Annotated in this window: 16 protein-coding genes and 2 riboswitches; of the genes, 6 read left to right on the top strand and 10 right to left on the bottom strand. The window is 56.1% G+C overall.

Annotated features, from left to right (window positions below; all coding sequences use genetic code 11):
- Window positions 1-9: 9 nt before the first annotated feature.
- Window positions 10-1,239: a serpin family protein gene (locus tag ACK2JC_RS21660; protein ID WP_368271542.1), complete on the top strand. Its 1,230-nt coding sequence runs from the start codon at window positions 10-12 to the stop codon at window positions 1,237-1,239.
- A 100-nt stretch (window positions 1,240-1,339) separates the two neighbouring features.
- On the opposite strand, the gene ACK2JC_RS21655 is transcribed toward ACK2JC_RS21660, so the two are convergent.
- Complete coding sequence (locus ACK2JC_RS21655; RefSeq protein ID WP_368271544.1) at window positions 1,340-1,519, bottom strand: hypothetical protein; 180 nt, start codon at window positions 1,517-1,519, stop codon at window positions 1,340-1,342.
- Between the two features lie 144 nt (window positions 1,520-1,663).
- Here ACK2JC_RS21655 and ACK2JC_RS21650 point away from each other — a divergent pair, with 144 nt between their 5' ends.
- Window positions 1,664-2,419, top strand: coding sequence for a lysostaphin resistance A-like protein (locus tag ACK2JC_RS21650; protein WP_368271546.1), 756 nt, complete (start codon window positions 1,664-1,666; stop codon window positions 2,417-2,419).
- A gap of 147 nt (window positions 2,420-2,566) precedes the next feature.
- Here ACK2JC_RS21650 and ACK2JC_RS21645 read toward each other — a convergent pair whose 3' ends face one another.
- The 3 genes from ACK2JC_RS21645 to ACK2JC_RS21635 form a co-directional block, all read right to left on the bottom strand.
- Complete coding sequence (locus tag ACK2JC_RS21645; RefSeq protein ID WP_368271547.1) at window positions 2,567-2,845, bottom strand: hypothetical protein; 279 nt, start codon at window positions 2,843-2,845, stop codon at window positions 2,567-2,569.
- Window positions 2,846-2,847: 2 nt separating this feature from the next.
- Entirely contained in the window at window positions 2,848-3,396 is a 549-nt protein-coding gene (locus ACK2JC_RS21640; protein ID WP_368271549.1) for a GNAT family N-acetyltransferase, read from the bottom strand.
- Window positions 3,397-3,615: 219 nt separating this feature from the next.
- Complete coding sequence (locus ACK2JC_RS21635) at window positions 3,616-4,797, bottom strand: M20 family metallopeptidase (protein WP_368271550.1); 1,182 nt, start codon at window positions 4,795-4,797, stop codon at window positions 3,616-3,618.
- A gap of 209 nt (window positions 4,798-5,006) precedes the next feature.
- Here ACK2JC_RS21635 and ACK2JC_RS21630 point away from each other — a divergent pair, with 209 nt between their 5' ends.
- Window positions 5,007-5,933 (top strand): LysR family transcriptional regulator, encoded by a 927-nt coding sequence (locus tag ACK2JC_RS21630; RefSeq protein ID WP_368271552.1) that lies wholly within the window; start codon window positions 5,007-5,009, stop codon window positions 5,931-5,933.
- Between the two features lie 159 nt (window positions 5,934-6,092).
- On the opposite strand, the gene ACK2JC_RS21625 is transcribed toward ACK2JC_RS21630, so the two are convergent.
- The 6 genes from ACK2JC_RS21625 to ACK2JC_RS21600 form a co-directional block, all read right to left on the bottom strand.
- Window positions 6,093-6,941, bottom strand: a complete 849-nt coding sequence (locus ACK2JC_RS21625) for a hypothetical protein (RefSeq protein ID WP_118754800.1) — start codon at window positions 6,939-6,941, stop codon at window positions 6,093-6,095.
- Between the two features lie 243 nt (window positions 6,942-7,184).
- The gene (locus ACK2JC_RS21620; protein ID WP_368271553.1) at window positions 7,185-8,108 is read right to left on the bottom strand and encodes a hypothetical protein; all 924 of its coding nucleotides are present in this window, start codon (window positions 8,106-8,108) and stop codon (window positions 7,185-7,187) included.
- Window positions 8,096-10,924, bottom strand: coding sequence for a hypothetical protein (locus tag ACK2JC_RS21615; protein ID WP_368274714.1), 2,829 nt, complete (start codon window positions 10,922-10,924; stop codon window positions 8,096-8,098). Before ACK2JC_RS21615 ends, ACK2JC_RS21620 begins: the two co-directional genes overlap by 13 nt.
- A gap of 112 nt (window positions 10,925-11,036) precedes the next feature.
- A riboswitch (cyclic di-GMP riboswitch) is annotated at window positions 11,037-11,119 on the bottom strand.
- Window positions 11,120-11,296: 177 nt separating this feature from the next.
- A riboswitch (cyclic di-GMP riboswitch) is annotated at window positions 11,297-11,379 on the bottom strand.
- A gap of 256 nt (window positions 11,380-11,635) precedes the next feature.
- Complete coding sequence (gene hflC, locus ACK2JC_RS21610; protein WP_092369309.1) at window positions 11,636-12,508, bottom strand: protease modulator HflC; 873 nt, start codon at window positions 12,506-12,508, stop codon at window positions 11,636-11,638.
- On the bottom strand, window positions 12,508-13,572 hold the full coding sequence (hflK, locus tag ACK2JC_RS21605; protein ID WP_092369312.1) for an FtsH protease activity modulator HflK: 1,065 nt from the start codon (window positions 13,570-13,572) through the stop codon (window positions 12,508-12,510). Before hflK ends, hflC begins: the two co-directional genes overlap by 1 nt.
- 190 nt (window positions 13,573-13,762) lie before the next feature.
- Window positions 13,763-14,884 carry a MupG family TIM beta-alpha barrel fold protein gene (locus ACK2JC_RS21600; RefSeq protein ID WP_368271558.1) on the bottom strand — a complete coding sequence of 374 codons (1,122 nt, stop codon included), beginning with the start codon at window positions 14,882-14,884 and terminating at the stop codon, window positions 13,763-13,765.
- 430 nt (window positions 14,885-15,314) lie between these two features.
- Between ACK2JC_RS21600 and ACK2JC_RS21595 the strand changes: the two genes are divergently transcribed.
- From ACK2JC_RS21595 to ACK2JC_RS21585, 3 genes are all read left to right on the top strand, one after another.
- Entirely contained in the window at window positions 15,315-15,749 is a 435-nt protein-coding gene (locus ACK2JC_RS21595; protein ID WP_368271560.1) for a hypothetical protein, read from the top strand.
- 93 nt (window positions 15,750-15,842) lie between these two features.
- On the top strand, window positions 15,843-17,105 hold the full coding sequence (locus ACK2JC_RS21590) for a ComEC/Rec2 family competence protein (RefSeq protein ID WP_368271562.1): 1,263 nt from the start codon (window positions 15,843-15,845) through the stop codon (window positions 17,103-17,105).
- Window positions 17,106-17,130: 25 nt separating this feature from the next.
- Window positions 17,131-17,343 carry a DUF3006 domain-containing protein gene (locus ACK2JC_RS21585; RefSeq protein WP_024735637.1) on the top strand — a complete coding sequence of 71 codons (213 nt, stop codon included), beginning with the start codon at window positions 17,131-17,133 and terminating at the stop codon, window positions 17,341-17,343.
- Window positions 17,344-17,371 lie beyond the last annotated feature (28 nt).

The raw sequence follows: 17,371 nt of genomic DNA, 5'->3' as shown, positions 1-17,371 counted from the left end.
GGAGGTACCATGAGAACTCGCAGGACTCGAAAACGCAGAAAGAAAAATGGAAAACGGGCCGCTGTCCTGGCGGCAATCGCCCTGTTCCTTGGCGCGCTGACGGTCTGGGCAACCCGGCGGCAGCCGCAGGCGGACACAGCCTCCCTTTCCACAGAAACGATCAACAGCTTCGCCTACCGGACAGCCTGCGGCCTTCTACGCAGCCGGGGCGAAAATCTGATCTACTCTCCGGTCAGCTTTTACCACGCGCTCTCCCTGACCGCCTCCGGCGCGTCGGGGCAAACCGCCGGGGAGCTGGACGCCTATCTGGGTGTGCAGGATGGCGAGAAACCGTCGGAGCAGGCCGCCAGCCTGTACCGGACGCTCCATTCCGAAGGTGAGCATTCCAGACTGACGATCTGCACCTCGCTCTGGCACGATCAGAGCGTTCGCCTGAAACGCGGCTTCAAAAAGGAGGCCACCAAACAATACGGGGCCTCCGTGTATTCCGCGGATTTTGGCAGTGACGCAGCAGCGGATAAAATGAACGAATGGGTACAACAGCAGACGGGCGGAACCATAAGGCCGGAAATCCGCGTCCAGGAGGATGATCTGCTTCGTATCCTGAATACGCTGTATTTCCGGGATGAGTGGCGGGACCGACTCTACCTGTCGGATACGCCGGAACCCTTCTACCTGACCGGCGACGAAACCGCAGATGCCCTGTTTCTGAACAAAACGTACGGCAGCTGGGGCTTTTACAAAGGCGCGGGGTTCACCCGCGCCAGCCTGGTTCTGAAGGAGCGCGGACAGATGTACTTCGTCCTCCCGGACGAGGGCGTTCCGGTAGACTCCTTTTTTGAGTCGGCGGAGCGTTTGCAGGAAGTGATGGAGGGCGGAACATCCATGTCGGGGGAAGTAGTTTTCAAAATTCCACAATTTACCCTATCCAGCAGTCTGGATTTAAAGGAATCCATGGTAAACGACGGCATAACCGATCCGTTTGTGCAGGGAGATTTTTCTAACATGACAAAAGACGGGGAAGTCAGGATTTCCGCGATCACCCAGGACAGTTATATTTCCGTCAACCGGGACGGCGTGGAGGCCTCTTCTTTTACCGATCTGACGCTGGAATCCGCGGCCGCCATCGAGGAGAAGGCGGATCGGGCCGATATGATCCTGAACCGGCCGTTTTTATTCGGCATCAAGAACCGCGGCGTGTGGCTGTTGATCGGCGTGTGCGATCACCCGGCTGCCTGACCGGCAATATGATCTGACTGCCAAAGCGGTCCTGCCGGCGCTGCAGCCTGACAGCCAGCGCGGCCTAACCGGCAATGCAGCTGCGCCAAGACATACGGCACTATTCTCCTCGCCGGTTCTCCCGGAAGCGGAGAACCGATGTGATCAGCAGAAGTACCGCAGCCAGAAATGCCATGGCATTGCCGTCGTTGTACCAATAGCCGCAGTATGCGGCAAGATTGGCCCCAATCAATAACATTGATAAAATGATGCACACAAGGTTAAACCAATTCCGTTTCATCGGCTGCGCTCCTTTCCCAGCGGTTAATGTAAATCTTTGCCCCATGCCGCCCGGCCTGGGGCATTTTCTTGCGTTATGCCGGTCGTTCCTGTATAATGGTGTCAATTCGGACCGCTCCGGCGGTCAAGTTATGAGGTGAGCCTGATGATTCTTCTGAAAATTTTTCTGAGCCTGGTGATTTACTGGGCAATGTTTAACGTGATCGCCCCTTTTGCCCCCGCGTCCTTCGGCCCGCTGCTGTTAACCGGGCTGGCCGCGCTGCTCTCGCTGCCCCTCCTGTATGTGTTTTACCGCAGGGAACGGGGCCGCCATGGGCAGGAGGCAAGGCCGGAATACCGGAGGCTGGGCCCCAGTCTGGCCCTGATTCTGCTGTTTGGCGCGGCGGCTTCCGTCGCGGTGAACAACCTGTTAAATCTCTCCGGCCTCCCCTATCTGTTCCCCGGCTATGCCGAAAACATGGCCCCGGCCCTCTACGCGCCGCCCCTTCTCACCCAGCTGATCTGCACCTGCCTGCTGATTCCGGCGGTGGAGGAGCTGATTTTCCGCGGCCAGGCCTTCTGCCTGATCCGGGACCGGTTCGGCTGGCGGACGGCGGCATTTCTCTCCGCCCTGCTGTTCGGACTGTACCATGGCTCGGTGATCCAGGGCGTTTATGCCTTTTTCCTGGGCCTTGGGGCGGCGTGGCTGCTGCAGCGCTTCGGCACCCTGCTTGCGCCCTGGCTGTTTCACATGGCCGCTAACCTAATCTCCGTGCTGCTGGAGCATTTCAGCGGTCAGCTGGCCTTCCTGAACCTGCTGCCGGTATTTCTGGCCGAGACCGGAATCGCCCTGGGCCTGGCCACAGTATGCTTTTGGGGCATCCGCGGCAGGAGCGCCGGAAATGAACGGCCAAGAAAATGAGCCGTCTGAATTGTTACAATTTTCTCAGGGCGGGCGCCGGTATGGCTCCCGCCCTGCTCCTGTTTAATCCCCAACAAGACGGCCGGTGGAACCGGACTTTACGCGTCAAAGGCGGAGACGCGGTCTTTTCCATTGCCGCAGCTCTCCTCAATCAATTAGATCCCTTCTTCGTACCGGCTCAACTTCATCTCCTGTTCCGGCACTCTGCGCCACACCCGTTTCAATCTCCTGAATTCTTTTTTCCAATTCCTCTATCTTCTCAGACTGGGCGAGAAACCCATACAGAATAAGGGAAATAATAAAGGCGCAGGCCGCTCCGGCCGTGTAATACCTCCGGCTGAAGTCAAACACCGCGTATCCGCCGAAAAACAGAAAGCACTCCACAACCACCAGCGTCATCAGCAGAATCTGAACAAATTTTTTCACCTTCACCCCTCCCCGCGCGTTCCGGCATTATGCGGCATATGGGTTGCCCGGACGTCGGTTCCGCCGCGTTGGACATCGGTCCCAAACGCAGCGGGGTCAAGCTGTTTCTGCATAATTTCATAGACCAGAACCGCCTGATTTTCCACTTCCCGTGTTTCATGCTTTACAGTCCTGTATCCCCGCCGCTCATACAGGCAGCTTGCAGGGAGGGAGGCGTCCAGATTAACCGTATCGTAATCCCGTCCAATCTCACATTCCAGAATCTCAATAATATGGCTGCCGTATCCTTTCCCCTGGAATTCCGGGTTGACATAAACCCGGGTGATGTGATTGCCGTCGCGGCTGCCGGTGCCGATCAGTTGATCTCCCTCTTTTAAAATGCCCACGTCGCCGCGTCCGATATCCGCCAGAATATGTTCCAGGTTATGGTGGCGGCAGAAGAAATCCACCACCTCCCTGGGATAATATCTCGGGTAAACGGCCTTGATCGTGGCCTGCACCAGACCGTAAATTTCCCCGGCATTTTCCGCCTTAGCCTTTCTGTATTCCAACAAAACCACCTCCAATTTCTGCTGTCCGGCTGCGTCCGGGCCCCCAAACTCCCGGAATTGAAAACAATGCCCCTCAGGCTGCGCCGGTAGCCAATTACATTCTAATTAAATTGTAACATATGGGTACCGGCCTCACAACCGTTTCTTCTCCCCGACCCGGCATAAAGTCCCGGCCTCAGTGTCCGGTATCGGACCGCTGAGGCCGGGGCCTTATATGTCTCAATGATTTTCCCGTCCCATCTGCTCCTTCGCCTCCTTAAAATCCCGCTTCACCTGCTCCAGAAGTCCGGCGTCGCAGATCATGTCCAGGCAGGACGCCGCCAGGATCTTAGCGCCCAGGAGCACGCTGCGGTGGGCCGTCCGGCTCTTGCCCGCTTCCAGATATTCCCTGGAATGGGAGCTGGTGCCCTCGGGCACGAAGGCCATGCGGATGCAGGAGCCGGGCACGTCGTACATCACGTTGCCAAAGTCCGTGGAGCCGGTTTTCTCCCTGGGCGGGCGGATCGTGGGGGCTTCCACCAGCGCGGCATTTTCCATGAGAATCCGGTTCAGGGTGAGATCGGGAATCTTGGCCATAAAAAATGGATCCTCGGCGATCTCGTACTTCGTTTCCGTCATCATGGCCGCACCGGCGATAATCTTTTTCACCCGCTCCATCACGCCGTAGAGGTAATCGGTATTGTAGCTCCGCATACAGAATTCCGCCTTCGCCGCGGCCGGAACCACGTTGCTGGGACCGCCCGCGTCCTTGATGGTATAGTGCAGACGGGTGTCCTCCTTCACATGCTCCCGCAGACACTCAATGCCGTGAGCCGCCAGCATCACCGCATCCAGGGCGCTCCGGCCCGACTCCGGGCTCATGGCCGCGTGGGCGCTGATCCCGTGGAAGGTCACCTGGTAGGTGGCCATGGCCATACATTTCACATCCGTGGTCGTGGTGGGACTCGGGTGCATCATCAGGGCCACGTCGATGTCCTGGAAGCAGCCGCGCTCCTTCATCTGGATCTTTCCGCCCACCGTCTCCTCCGCCGGGGTGCCGTAGATCACCAGCTTGTACGGCTGGTCCTTCACCGTCTCTTTGACCGCCAGGGCCGCGCCCACTGCGCAGGGCCCCTGGGTGTGATGGCCGCAGGCATGCCCGATACCCTCCAGGGCGTCGTACTCGCAGAGCAGGCCCATGGAAGGGCCGCCCACGCCATTTTCGTAGACCGCACGGAACGCGGTGGGAATCCCGGCGATTCCCCGCTCCACCGCAAATCCCTCCCGTTCCAGCAGGTCGCACAACAGGCCGCTGGCGCGATATTCCTCATATCCCACCTCCGGGTGATCAAAAATGTCGTCGGACAGGGCGGTCAACTCCCCGCCAAGCCGGTCGATTACCTCAAACAGCGCTTCTTTCATACCTCTCTCCTTTTCCTCTGGATCAAAATGGACCCGGCGCGGCAGTTATGCAGGCCCGGCCCTTCATTCTACTTGATTAAACTATATTGCGGCGGTATAATTATGTCAAATTAAATATATTTACATAAATATTAGCTTTTAACTAATTTATTGTCCGTCTTGAACGCGCAGGGGCTGCGGGAAGGAGTGCGGAATCGGAGGTTATCTACATGGAATTGAGGGAACAGGCCTATGTCACGGCCATCGCGCGGCACGGCAGCCTGAAACAGGCCGCAGCCGAGCTTCACATATCGCCGCCCACCCTGAGCATTTTCCTCAGCAACCTGGAAAAGGAGCTGGGATTGCAGCTGTTTGACCGGCTGGGGAAGCGGTTTGTCCCCACGGAGGCGGGCCGGATTTACCTGGAAAATGCCAGGGAAATGCTAGGGTATCAGGAGCGCTGCCGGGCGCAGCTGGGGGACTTGCGCCAAGGCTCCACCGGCTCCGTGAGATTCGGAATCCATCCCCGTCGGACCCTGTATCTTCTGGCCCCGGCCCTGAAAGCTTACGCGCCCTCTCACCCTGGAATTCAGGTCACCACCTGCGAGCAGTCCTCGGACGAGATGTTCCGGCTGCTGGCGGGCGGGGAGCTGGATTTCATCGTCAACAACCAGCGCGATTCTGATCCGGCCCTGATCTATCAGCCGTTTTACAGCGACCGCCTGGTGATGGTGGTCCGGGCGGATCATCCGCTGGCGGCGGACATACCGGCGCCTGAGGACGGCGGCACGGCCTGGGTTGATTTGAAACGGTTTGAGCGGGAGGCGTTCATTTTACAAAAGTCCCACCAGTCCTCCAGGATCTACACGGACCGGGCTATGGACTACGCGGGCATTTCCCCGCAAAGCCGCCATGTGCTGGAAAATCTGGAATCCGCGGCCCAGCTGGCGGCGGAGGGCTTGGGAATCGCGTTCAATTTCGAGAGCTATATCCGGCATTTCCACTACCACAAGCCGGTGCGCTGGTTCTATGTGGGGGACAGGGAAACGGTCATAAATTACTCGATCATTTACCGCAGGGACAAATATATGCCAACATACGTGAAGGACTTTATTGCAGCCCTTCAGGAGGCTCTGGAACTTGATGCCGGGCGGTAAATCCGTTTTTTAACTGCTCTCTGCAAAGCTGCCTCCGCAGACTCTGCCAGCAGACCATTGTATTCAATAAAAAACATCCCTGTTGGAATCACCGTTCCAACAGAGATGTTTTTTGTATTACGTTTGTACTGCCAGCAGCGGCACCGTTCGATCCGGGGCTCACCGGACCGGGGCCATACTGTTCAGTACGCCGTTGATCTCATCGGCAAAGCCGGTGGTGTAGACAAGCTGCACCAACATAAACACATCGCCGATCTTGCGCACGTAGGTGGTCTGGCAGATGGAGCCGTTCAACATGCTGGATTGAATCCGGTAATAGCTGCTTCCGCCCAGCTGCACCTGGTCCACGCCCTCGATCTGATTTCCGCTCTGGCCGTACAGAAGGGTCAATAACCGCGCCATCTCCGATTCGCTGAGGAGCTCCCGGCCATTTCCGGTCTGATAGAAAATCACCATGGAGGAATAGCCCGGCAGCTCCACAAACAGCTCCGTGGCGCATTTGTCATCCATCTCCGCAGCGCCTTCCACACCGAAGGTCTCCTCGCGATAATTCCTTAGGTCCTTGCCGCTGAGAATCCGCGTGCCCTCCGGCACGGTCAGCTTGTAGTTGGCCCAGGTATTGACAAAGGTGTTGCCCTGCCACTCTCCCGGATACACGCCCTGGGCCGGATTCCCCATACTGGCGCCGGTATCGTCGAACATGTAGGCCGCGCCGTCGATGTTTTTTGTGGTGCTGACGTACATGCGGCCGTCCTCACCCAGATAGTACCATTGGCCCTTGTCCTCCAGCCATCCCGTGTCCATGTACCCATTGCTGTTAAAGTGGTACCAAAAACCGTCCTCCTCCAGCCAGGTGTCCGAGCAGAACGTATCGTCGTCCTTCAGATACCACCAGCCGTTTTCATTGTGTTTCCAGTTCTCCTGACCCGCGAAGGCCTGAAACGGCAGCACCAGAGCCATGGAAACAGCCAGGGCCGCGCCTGTGATCCATCTGCGCATGTTTTTCATTCAAATTCTCCTTATTCAGCCGCTGCCATGCGTCTCTTGATCCGAAGCCGGGAAACCGTTGTGAGGCGGGCAGCCTGACGGCTGATAAAAGGCGCATTTGCGGCTGTCGGTGGGCCGGTTTCCATCCCGCGTGTCATTTTCTCCAGTATAGCACATTGCCATATATTGGAACAAGGGGAAATGGAAAATCCATCGTCTGCTCCGGGGCTGTTTTCGGGCTGTTCCCAGGTGCCTCCCGGCGTCTTAATCCGTCTCTCCGGTCCAGCTGCCGTCCGGTCCCACGGGGTACCCGCCCGGCGCCTTGCAGTTCACATAGAGTGCGCCCTGGTTCTTTCCGGGGTCTGTCTCGAAATAGTACCATTTGCCCTCGATCTGCTGCCAGCCCACGTACATGTGGCCGCGGGTTCCGTCGGAGTTGCGGTGCAGGTAATACCAGCTGCCGTTCCAGAATACCCAGCCGTCCTTCATGTAACCGTCTTCGTCAAAGAAGTACCAGGAATATTTGTCTCCGTAGGTGAGGTACGCCCACTGTTCCCTGGGCCATGTGCCGTTGTTGTATTGATACCACCAGCCCCTGGAATCCTGAACCCATCTGCCCTGCACGGTTGTGGAATCGTCGGAGTCATGGGAGCCGCCCGTGGGCTTTGGCTGCGGTCCGGGGTCCGGCTGCGGCCCGGGATCCGGCACATCCGGTTCCTGGTCAGCCAAAAATTCAATCTCAAAGGCGCTGAACCCGTTGGCATAGAGGCGGAGGAATTTCCCGCCCGCTCCCCGTTCCACGGCGGCCTCGTAGGACTCGTCGCCGCCGGACGCATGGTGAATCACCAGGGCCCTTGAGGCGGTCACGCTGTCGGGAACACCCACCAGAAATTCGATTCTGCTGCCGGACAGCTGGTCGTTGCCGATGATTTTGGTCTGGGGCTCCCCGGTGCCGCCCGGGATCACCTTCATGACCGGGGTGACGTCCAGGATCAGCTTCTGGGGCGTTACCGCCACCTCCCCGTCTTTGGCTTCGGCGTCGACCTTGATATCCAGGATGTCAATCTTTAAGTAGGTGCTGACCTGATCGCCGGGCTTCACCCCCTCCAGGCTTTCGATGGCGGCGTTCAGGCTGGGCACCGTGCTGTTTGCCGCAGTGTCGGCGATAGCCTGGATCACATCCTCCACCGCGGCGTTTTTCTTGGCCTCCAGCTCCTCCGGGGCAATGGCGCTGCCCTCAGGGCCGCCGGCGTCTCCACCTGCTCCGGTTCCGGCTTCTGCTCCACTTTTCCGGGTTCCTCCACAGGATCGGGGAGCGGCGCGGCGGCGCGGATTTGCGCAATAAGATCGGCGTAATCCTCATATGTGGTGATTACCGTGGTGGAACCATTGTCAAAGAGAACGGTAGCTTCCGTCCAATGGCTGTCTAAGTCCAGGGCGTCGACCTGAGAGCGAATGGACTGGTCGAGTGTGAGGTGGGACTCGGAGGGATAAATCGGAAGTTCTACCTTGGTTGTATTGTTCTGGTTGACTCCCTCGGCGCGAATCAGAACGCCCTCCGTAATTCCGCCTGCAAGCGCGATTTCAGCACAATCCATCTGAGGTGTACTCCCATAATCCCGGTCTGTCAGGTACAAATCCCCGCTATAAATAATCGAACAATCCTCCTCCACAGCTGAGGAATACTCAAACTGACAGTTGTCGGCATAAATTTCAGAAGAGCCGGTTTGAGAAAGGCAATTATCCTCATAATAGCCCCCGCCAAACACTCCGTTTACCTGGCTGTTTTCCAGACGGATCACCGATTTTTCCAGCCTTATCTCCGGCGTGCCTTTGTCATAAGAACAATACTGGCCTCCAAAAAGCTCGCCACCGCCATAGCCGAATACTCCAATCGAAGAATCCGTGACAGAAATATTGGTGGTCCCGCAAATCAATTTCTGATTCGCTACCTTGTTATTTCCAATATTACCGCCAAACAAAGAAAATGAAAAATCAAAATAGCCTACCTGCAACTCGCTATTCTCTATATTGATATGGGTTTCACCCACATCTGCAAGAGCGTTATCTGCTCCATCCCACAAAAAGCAGCCCCCACAGCCCATGCAGATCAGCACGGAAGAGTCTCTCACCGTCAAATTGGTGCTGCCGATCTCCGCTTTTGAATCTTTTCCGTCTAAAACGCTGCCGGCATAGATGCTGCCGATCTCAAGTGTCGTATTATCTTCGATTGTAATGTTGCAGGAATCTGTAACCGATACGTCCGCTCCTGCCGCAGTGGCCATACTGCCGCCCACAATCACCAAATCCAGACCTCCCGGGCCTCCCAGGAATTCTCCGCCTGTGATTGTGATATCCGTGCGGTCCAGTTTAATATTTTTACCGCCTCCGTATAGATTTGCAAGCTGCCCGTGCTCCAGAAGCAGCGGAACGCCATTGGCAAACAGCGTGGCTCCATTTGAACCTTTTCCTATTTTATATCCCCCCCCCCCTATATTTTTCTGGGTTATGGTAATATGCTTGATCCCCATATCCTGCGGAATAAAAACCTCCGCCTCGTCCTGAGTATCCCCGGTCAGGCAGATCGTCACCTCGCCGCCTGCCCGCGCGATCTCATCCTCGGTCAGGTCTTCCAGCGCCTGGGCCATGGTCATATCCGCCCCGGCCTCTCTATATCCGTCCACAGCCACAGCCGAGGCCGTAGCCACCAGCAGTGCAAAAGGTGAAAAATGGGATACCGGGGCCACAACCGCCCCGCCGTCCACCGCTGTTTCCAGCTGTTCCGCTTCCTCCAGCTGTTCATCCAAATGGAACAGATCCGCTTGAACGTTATCCGTGTCAGACAAGCGTTCCAGCAGTTCAACGCTGATGATCACCTCGTCCTCAGGCTCGATCAGTTCCTCCCCGCTGTACAGGGAAATGTCAAATGCATAAATCTGCTGCCCGGCGTCCTCCGTCTCCTGATCTTCTCTGGCGCGGGACACCGCATCCTGTATTTTTTCCAGTTCCCCGGCAGATTTGATCCGCTGAACCACCAGCTCCGTATCCTCCGGAAGGATTCCGGCCTCCGCCTCCACGGTAATCCGGACTCCGTCAACCGTCGCAGTCAGCATCATGTCCTCCTGGGACATCTGCTTTTGCGCCGGGGTTTCCGGCGGAATCAATTCCGGGTTCAACGTGCTCTCCGCAACTGTGGTTTCCGGGGCCTGAGACGCCGGATTGCTCTCCACAGGCTGCGTTTCTTCAGTGGATGTCTGCTCCGAAACGGTTTCCTCCGGCAGCGTCTCATCCGGGCGGATTGCGCCGGACTGGCTGTCATCGGGGGCGGACTCCTCCGGAATAGTCTCCTCGGGCAGCGTTTCATCCGGACGGATTGCGCCGGATGAATTCTGGTCCGGTAAGGTCTCTTCCGGCTGGGTTTCCTCGGGCAAGGTCTCCTCTGCTGAGCTGCCTCCCTGGGACCCTTGATTTTGATTGGCGCCGTTCTGGTTTTCCTGGTTCTGGCCGGAACTGTCCGGGGTTCCCTGGTTCTGGCCGCTGCCGTTCTCATTTCCCTGGTTCTGCTCAGATCCGTCCGGAGCGCCCTGCTCCTGGCCTGCGCTGCCCTGAGAACCCTGGTTCTGACCGCTGCCATCCGGGCTTCCCTGATCCTGCCCGCTGCCGTCCTCATTTCCCTGGTTCTGCTCAGATCCGTCCGGAGCGCCCTGTTCCTGGCCTGCTCCGTCCTTACTCCCCGCTTCCTGGCCGGAACCGTTCTGTTCTCCCGGCTCCTGCCCCTGCTCCGGGCCGGCTTCCGCTTCGCTTCCCGGGCTGTCCGCTTCCGCCAAGCCGTCCACAGCAGCCTCATAGCCGTCAAAGCTTCCTGTATCCGCATCCCCTGCATTTTCCGTCAACTCCATGCCGTACGCCGGTACGATCATTCCTCCGGCGGCCGGCAGCACGGTCATAACCGCTGAGAGCCACAGCGACACTGCGGCTTTTGATGCGCGTTTCAATCCTTTCATGTTCTACCTCCATCCTTCTCATCTCATAAAATGACAGAAGTGTCCAGAACATACGTCTAAAGCCCCTTCATGAAGGTTTTGCCGTCATTCTTTCGCTACTACATTCCATCATTCCTGCAACTGGCTGGCATGCCGTCCGGTTTAGCCCCTGTAGCTTTGCGCCGCCGCCTTTCGGCGGGTTTGCCTTTATAGTCTAATGTGTATGCAACTTAAAAGCGCTTCGCTATTCCCGCGCTTTCCTGCGAATTACAACCATCCCGCCACCGGGCCCTCTGCCCTCCTTTCCTTACATGAATTTTGCAGCCCCGCCGGACTTTTGCATCAAAAAACAGGCAGCACAAACGCCACCTGTTCAGAGCCGGTCGTACCGGTGAGAGCAGCTGGCTGGCTTACCATCCGGTGAAGCCCCTGTAGCTTTGCGTCTCCGCCTTTCGACGGGTTTGCCCAATCTTTAATTTCGTTGCATCCTTAATTTCTATTATATTAGATTTACAGAAAATAGCAATAAAATAATCTACATAATGCAAATTATCAAGATTCGAGTCCATCCGGTAAATCCAGAGCCTAACGCTTAAATTCGTGGTTTTAACCGGCCCTTCGGCTCTCCCCCAAAGCCCGCTCCCCGAACGGCCAAAAAAAGAGAACAGCAGCGCTGTTTCAACGCTCTGTTCTCATTTTCGCCGTCAAACGGACAGCTAAGTTATATCGCTCTTAATTCCCTGACAAAATCCTGGCCAACTCGCTGTCCTCATCCAGAATAATGGTCTTATTGCTCCCCTTCATGGAAGCCTTCATCGCGTCCAGAGACCGCACATAGTTGTAAAAATCCGCCTTGGACTCATCGTTGTAGGCGTCGCTCAAAATCTGCATGTAGCGCGCCTCGCCCTCGGCCTTGATTTTCTCCGCCTCGGCCTGAGCCTTGGCGATGGTCTCCTTCACCGTCCGGTCCGTCTCGTTCTTGATCAGCTGGGACTGGTAATCGCCGTCCGCGGTGTACTGGGCCGCGATGTTGTTCCGCTCGGAGATCATACGCTGGTATACGGATTCCTTGTTGGAGTCCGGCAGATCCAGCTTCTTGGTCTCCACCGCGTAGATGTGGATGCCGTAGGAATCCATGGAATTGCCAATGTTGTCGGTGATGGACTGGGCCAGCTCCCCGTCGCGGCCGGAAATGATGTCGGCCTGGTTGGTGGAGGACAAAACGGTCTTGATGGAGTTGTACACCACATTGCCCAGACGGATTTCCGCCTTCTCCTTGCTGGCGTTTAAGGAGGACAGATATTTCACCGGATCACTGATATCCCAGATCACAAAGGAATCCACGGTCATTACCTTCTTATCCTTGGTGGTCACATCGCTGGGATATAAATCGGAGATCATCTTGTGCTTTGGAACCCGCTGCACGGTCTGCAAAAACGGGATGCACAGGGACGGGCCCGCATTTTCCTCCACCCGCACCACTTTTCCGAATTGTTTGATCAGCACGTACTCGTTGGCCCTGGTAATGACCACCGCGTTGGAGAGCACAAACAGAACCAGGAGCAGCAGGATCAGACCTGTGCCTTTAAAAATACGTTTTTTCATCACTCAGCTCCTCCTTTCGCATTTCCGTCCACAAAGGAATCCAGGGGCAGCACCGTCTGGGTTCCGTCGGAACCGTCCACAATCACCTTGAGACCCGGGAGGACTTCCTCCATCATCTCGTAGAACATACGCTTTTTGGTGATCAGCGGGTATTTTGCGTACTCGTCGTACATGTCGTTGAAACGGGACACCTGGCCCTCGGCCTCGCTGATGCGCTCCTGCTTGAAAGCCTCCGCGTCCTTTAACGCCTTGTCGGCCTTGGCGTTGGCGGCGGGAAGCTGCTCGGACTGGTACTTCTTCGCCTCGTTGAGCTTGGTGTCCATGCCCTGTTTGGCGTCCTCAACCGCCTTGAAGGCGTCGTTGACCGCGTCCGTGGGCGGCACCGCGTCCTGGATGGTCACGTTGTTGATTCCGTAACCGATGTCCTCCTGCTCCAGCCGCTCCGTGAGCAGAGTTTTCACCTTGGTCTGAATCTCCGCCTTGCCCGTGGTGATCACCTCGTCCACCCCGTAGGAACCCACGGTGTCGCGGATATAGGACTGGGCCAGGTTGCGCAGGATGGAAATAGCCGATTCACTGTTGATGTAGGCCCGCACCGGGTCCACGATCTGGTACTCGATGTAGAAATCCACGTTGACAAAGTTGAAATCGTTGGTGATCATCTCTGCCTCGCTGGGCACGGTGATGGGATTGTTCTCGCTGTTGGCGTGGTTGTAGGGGTCGTAGTCCGGGTCGTAGCCGATGGACATGCCCCTGATCTCCTTGGACATCTTGTGGACCTGCTGGATATAAGGCCATTTAAATTTAAAACCTGAGGTGGTGACGCTGGAGGGCGACCCCAGGGTGGTGATCACCGCCATCTCGTTCTCCGACAGCGTGTAAAACGACTGCAGGGCCGTGACCCCTAAAAACAAGATGAGAATCACCATCTTAAAAGCGAACAGCACCGATTTGGCGCCCTTGCCCGCGCCGCCTCCCTGTGGATTCCCCTGAGGCTGCGCCTGCTGGTTCATCTTCGCTTTGTTGTATTGGTTCATGAAACTGTTACCGCCGAAAATGTTCATTTTCCTCTCCCTTCCGACCTGTGTTGTCCTTCGTATGCCAAATGGTTCGATGCCGGGGCGCGGTTTGCGCGCGCGACATTAGCAAAATTATAACATAGGTTGGGGAGAAGGGCAAATAAAGGTTTTTCCAAATTAACCTTCCTTCACCCAATTCCTTTTGTCAGCGGTTCCCTTGGACCCCCTCCGGCAGCTAAAATGCCCCGTTCTTCCCATTCCCCGCCAGCCGGTAATCAAAGCCATCCCGGTAGTATTCGAGCTTCCACAGGTCCCTCCCGTCAATCTGGCCGCAGCAGTTCACCCGGCTATCCGCTCCCAAATCTTCCAGAACGATCTGTACCTCGCCACTATAACGGTCATACCTTTCGTTGTCCACTGTGATCATCCCCCGCTGGCGTTCGCTCGTCCGGCCCGGTGCCACCTTTCTGCCGATCCTGGAAACCTCCCGCGAGGTACGGGAGCGCAGGATCTGCCGGTTACTGTCATAGCGGAAATGGTGCGGCCCGGAGAACAAGAGCTGATCTTCCTCCTGGCTGATCCCTTCTAAAAGCCGTACCCGCAACGTCAGCGGCTCCCGCTTCAGAATATGGGAAATGCAGGCCAGCTCGATTTCACTGAAAAATTCATCCGCCGCCATCACACCGCCGATCCCTGGACTACATGCCAGTTCCACACAAACCCGTTCCAGATCCATATGACGATGCTCCTCCAGGGTGGGCAGACCCAGCCTCAGAGGCGGACGGGGATGGCTTTTTCCGGGAATACAGGCGTAAATGGGCAGCCCCAGACCGGCAAAAATGCGGTTCTGGCGTTCAAAAAACTCCCGGTCCAGCCCTGTCTCCGGCCGGGGATAAAAATTGTGGCAGGCGCGCAGCTCTATGGAAGGATCGATGGCCGCCAAATCCGCTTTCACGTTTTCCGCCTCCCTCTGGTTGTAGATCGAGGCGTTGATCACAAAGCCTTTGATCCCAAGACGGTGATAGAGCGCTCCAGCCTGTTTGTGGCTGAAACCGTAGTCCAGCCGCAGCAGACCGATGCCCGCACTTCGGACACGGGCGCACAGCTCCTGATCCTCCAGCAGCTGTCTGATCTCCCCGCCGCCGATATCCACGGTCAATTCCATGCCCAGATTTCCGGCCAGGCCCCCCAGCTCCTCCAGCATTTCCACTTGATCCGCAAGCCTGAGCTCTGGCAGGTGGATGCTGGAAAACACCTCTCCAAAGCCGTACTCCCGGGCCAGCTTCAGATATTCCGCCCATTTTCCGGTCTGCTGCTTCCATTGGGCCGATGGGTAAATGGCGACGCTGCTGTTCATAAACTCCCTCCTGTTCGGTGTGGTTTTTTCTCAAATCGCTGGTTTCATCTTAGCATATCGGACTGACTGCATCAAGAAATATGGACCGCCGGGGCAATGGAGGAGGCGGATCAAATGCTTCGGCAGAAGGGGTGGCGCAGCCCTTAGTGTTTATGGTATAATTCCAGGGAATATATGCGCCGAAACCTTGATCACGCAATCATGGAGGTGATCTATGAAATATTCCAAAATCATTTTTTTAATTCTTACATGCTGTTCCGCTCTGGCCGCCTGCACCCAAGAAGATTTAGTTAAAGAAAAATGAGGAATAGATGATTCTGCTAGCTGCCCCATAATAAAGATGAAGGTGGTTTATATTTTAATGAAAATAAAACGCATATTACATACGCAGAATTCAATGGAGCTGCGATTGTCGATGTTGATTTAATAAATGGAAATGCAAATCTCCTCGATGTCGGCAAGATTGTATCTGCACCTAAATATACGTGAAGATTCATTGAGTTTTATAAGCGGAAAAACGCTATACCGCTGTAGCTTAAATGACGCTCCAGAGGTTGTAACACAATCCTGTGAGCACAGTTCCCAGGCATGGGGGACATACACCTGGTTATCTGGCGGAGAAACCTTGATTTATTCAACTCAAATGGAGAACCATCGTTATGCTCTGATTGCGTTTAATGTCAATACCCAGGCATCTCACATTTTATTAGAACAGGAAACGAAGCTTGAATTGATTCTTTCACACGATGAAACCACCTTGTTGATGAAATGCGATAATGAAGCATACTTTTTTGACATGGATTCGGGTTCGCTTACCCAAAAAAGAACGCATCGATCGCCGCAATCGTATGGTGAAAATACCTGATCTTGTGGGACTGGCAGGTTCGCCGGTAATATGGTAAAATAAGGGGATGTATCAATGATCATCCTGTGGAAAAACAGAAAGGTAAGACTAACAATGAAGAGACGGAATTTTTTGAAACTACTTTTGTCAATCGCCCTGATTCTGGCGGTCAGCGGCTGCGGGGGCGGCTCCCTTCCAACCTCCGGGCACGCCTCAGCGCAGCCGGAACGGGCCGGAACCGTCAATCTGCCGTCGGCGCTGCCCTCCGGGGAAGCCGGGCTGACCGTACATTTTATCGATGTCGGCCAGGGAGACAGCATCCTGGCGGAGTCGGACGGACGCTTTATGCTGGTGGACGCCGGTGAAAACGACCAGGCGGACACGGTTGTTTCTTATTTGAAAGGCCAGGGGGTGGAAACCCTGGATTACGTGATCGGCACCCACCCCCACTCGGATCACATCGGCGGCCTGGACAAGGTCATCGACACCTTCGATGTGGGGAAAGTCATCCTCCCCCCTGTGGAGCACACCACGAAAACCTTCGAGGACGTGCTGGACGCAGTGGCGGGCAAGGGACTGAAGCTGACCAAGCCGCGGGTGGGTGATACCTATACTCTTGGAAACGCCTCCTTCACCATCATCGCCCCCAACAAAGACTACGGGAACGATTTAAACAACTGGTCCGTTGGAATCCGCCTGGACTACGGAGATAACCGGTTCGTGATGTGCGGGGATGCGGAAGCCCTGGCAGAGGCGGACATTCTGGAAAATGGAATTGACATCTCCGCGGACGTGCTGAAGGCCGGGCACCACGGCAGCAGTACCTCCACCAGCGAGGCGTTTCTGGATAAGGTCGCCCCCTCGGTGGCTGTGATCCAGTGCGGGAAGAACAATTCCTACGGCCATCCCCACAAGGAAACCCTGGAAAAGTTTAAAGAGCGCGGCATTCAGGTATACCGCAACGACCGGGACGGCACGGTGGTGGCTTACTGCGACGGCACGGATATTGTCTGGGGGACCGGGGAAAACTCCGGAACCGCGTCCGGGAATGGAGCCGCAGACAAAACCAGAGGAACCGGGAAGGCCAGTCAAACCGGATTCTCAGGAGGCGGCAGACAGCAGTCGGACCGGACTTCCGGGGATAGCAATCAACAAATGGCTGGGACTTCCGGGGGCGAGACTTTTATGAGCGGCACTTCCGGCACTACCACCGCCCCGCAAACCGCCTATATTCTGAACACCAACACGAAAAAATTCCACCTCCCAACCTGCTCCTCGGCCAAAAAAATAAAAGACGAGAATCGGGAGACCTGGGAGGGAGACCGCGAAGAGCTGATCGGGCAGGGCTATTCCCCCTGCGGCCAGTGCAAACCATGATCATTTTACAAGGAGGGGTAACGCTATGAAATATATCATCGACCGTCTGGAGGAGGGCATCGCAGTCTGCGAGAACGAATTGAAAAAGCTGATCTCCATCCCCAAGGACCTGCTGCCCGACGGGCTGAAGGAGGGCGACGTGCTGGAGGAACAGGAGGGGCGCTTCCTGCGCGACGAGCAGGGCACAGAGGCGCGCAGGAAGGAGATGCGCAAGAAGCTGATGGATTTATTTGATTGATTTGATTGACACGATCATAAAACGGCCG

It is taken from the genome of Enterocloster lavalensis (assembly GCF_046603895.1).
GTDB classification, from domain to species: domain Bacteria; phylum Bacillota; class Clostridia; order Lachnospirales; family Lachnospiraceae; genus Enterocloster; species Enterocloster lavalensis.
Note: the sequence above shows the minus strand (reverse complement) of the source record. Positions and strands in the feature narration are given on the sequence as shown.

Excerpts from the sequence above, each read along its gene's own strand:
- hflK (WP_092369312.1), bottom strand. The coding sequence starts at position 13,572 with ATGAACATTTTCGGCGGTAACAGTTTCATGAACCAATACAACAAAGCG.
- ACK2JC_RS21615 (WP_368274714.1), bottom strand. The coding sequence starts at position 10,924 with ATGAAAGGATTGAAACGCGCATCAAAAGCCGCAGTGTCGCTGTGGCTC.
- ACK2JC_RS21625 (WP_118754800.1), bottom strand. The coding sequence starts at position 6,941 with ATGAAAAACATGCGCAGATGGATCACAGGCGCGGCCCTGGCTGTTTCC.
- ACK2JC_RS21585 (WP_024735637.1), top strand. The coding sequence starts at position 17,131 with ATGAAATATATCATCGACCGTCTGGAGGAGGGCATCGCAGTCTGCGAG.
- ACK2JC_RS21630 (WP_368271552.1), top strand. The coding sequence starts at position 5,007 with ATGGAATTGAGGGAACAGGCCTATGTCACGGCCATCGCGCGGCACGGC.
- ACK2JC_RS21660 (WP_368271542.1), top strand. The coding sequence starts at position 10 with ATGAGAACTCGCAGGACTCGAAAACGCAGAAAGAAAAATGGAAAACGG.
- hflC (WP_092369309.1), bottom strand. The coding sequence starts at position 12,508 with ATGAAAAAACGTATTTTTAAAGGCACAGGTCTGATCCTGCTGCTCCTG.
- ACK2JC_RS21590 (WP_368271562.1), top strand. The coding sequence starts at position 15,843 with ATGAAGAGACGGAATTTTTTGAAACTACTTTTGTCAATCGCCCTGATT.
- ACK2JC_RS21600 (WP_368271558.1), bottom strand. The coding sequence starts at position 14,884 with ATGAACAGCAGCGTCGCCATTTACCCATCGGCCCAATGGAAGCAGCAG.
- ACK2JC_RS21650 (WP_368271546.1), top strand. The coding sequence starts at position 1,664 with ATGATTCTTCTGAAAATTTTTCTGAGCCTGGTGATTTACTGGGCAATG.
- ACK2JC_RS21635 (WP_368271550.1), bottom strand. The coding sequence starts at position 4,797 with ATGAAAGAAGCGCTGTTTGAGGTAATCGACCGGCTTGGCGGGGAGTTG.
- ACK2JC_RS21655 (WP_368271544.1), bottom strand. The coding sequence starts at position 1,519 with ATGAAACGGAATTGGTTTAACCTTGTGTGCATCATTTTATCAATGTTA.
- ACK2JC_RS21595 (WP_368271560.1), top strand. The coding sequence starts at position 15,315 with ATGGAAATGCAAATCTCCTCGATGTCGGCAAGATTGTATCTGCACCTA.